We start from the raw sequence: 523 nt of genomic DNA on the forward strand, positions 1-523 counted from the left end.
CGTGGACGGCGGCCCTGCCCGCAGCAAAGCCATGAGTGAATTGCTCGACCGCATGGCCTACGCGGACGAGGTCGGCCTGGACAGCTTCGGCATCGGCGAGCACTACCGCGAGGAATTCCTCGACGCCGCGCCCGCCGTCATCCTCGCCGCCGCCGCCGCGCGGACGACGCGCATCCGGCTGTCGAGCGCCGTCACCGTGCTCAGCGCCGCCGACCCCGTGCGGGTCTTCCAACACTTCGCCACGCTCGATCTCGTCTCGCAAGGGCGTGCCGACATGGTGGTGGGCCGCGGCTCCTTCACCGAGTCGTTCCCGCTCTTCGGCCTCGACCTCAACGACTACGACGCGCTCTTCGCAGAGAAGCTCGACCTGCTGCTTCAGCTGCGCGACCAGGAGGTCGTCACGTGGTCGGGTCAGTTTCGCCCGCCGCTGCGCGCGCAGGCGATCTACCCCCGGCCGCTGCAACCGTCCCTCCCGATCTGGCTGGGCGTGGGCGGCACGCCTGCGTCGTTCGTGCGAGCCGGG

General features: G+C 70.6%; 1 protein-coding gene. It reads left to right on the forward strand.

Features of this window, described 5'->3' with window-relative positions; translation table 11 throughout:
- Window position 1 precedes the first annotated feature (1 nt).
- Window positions 2-523: LLM class flavin-dependent oxidoreductase (locus tag AAFM92_16980; protein MEL7302050.1), on the forward strand; the 522-nt coding region annotated here is incomplete at its 3' end.

This window comes from Pseudomonadota bacterium (genome assembly GCA_038533575.1).
GTDB lineage: Bacteria > Pseudomonadota > Alphaproteobacteria > Rhodobacterales > Rhodobacteraceae > Shimia_B.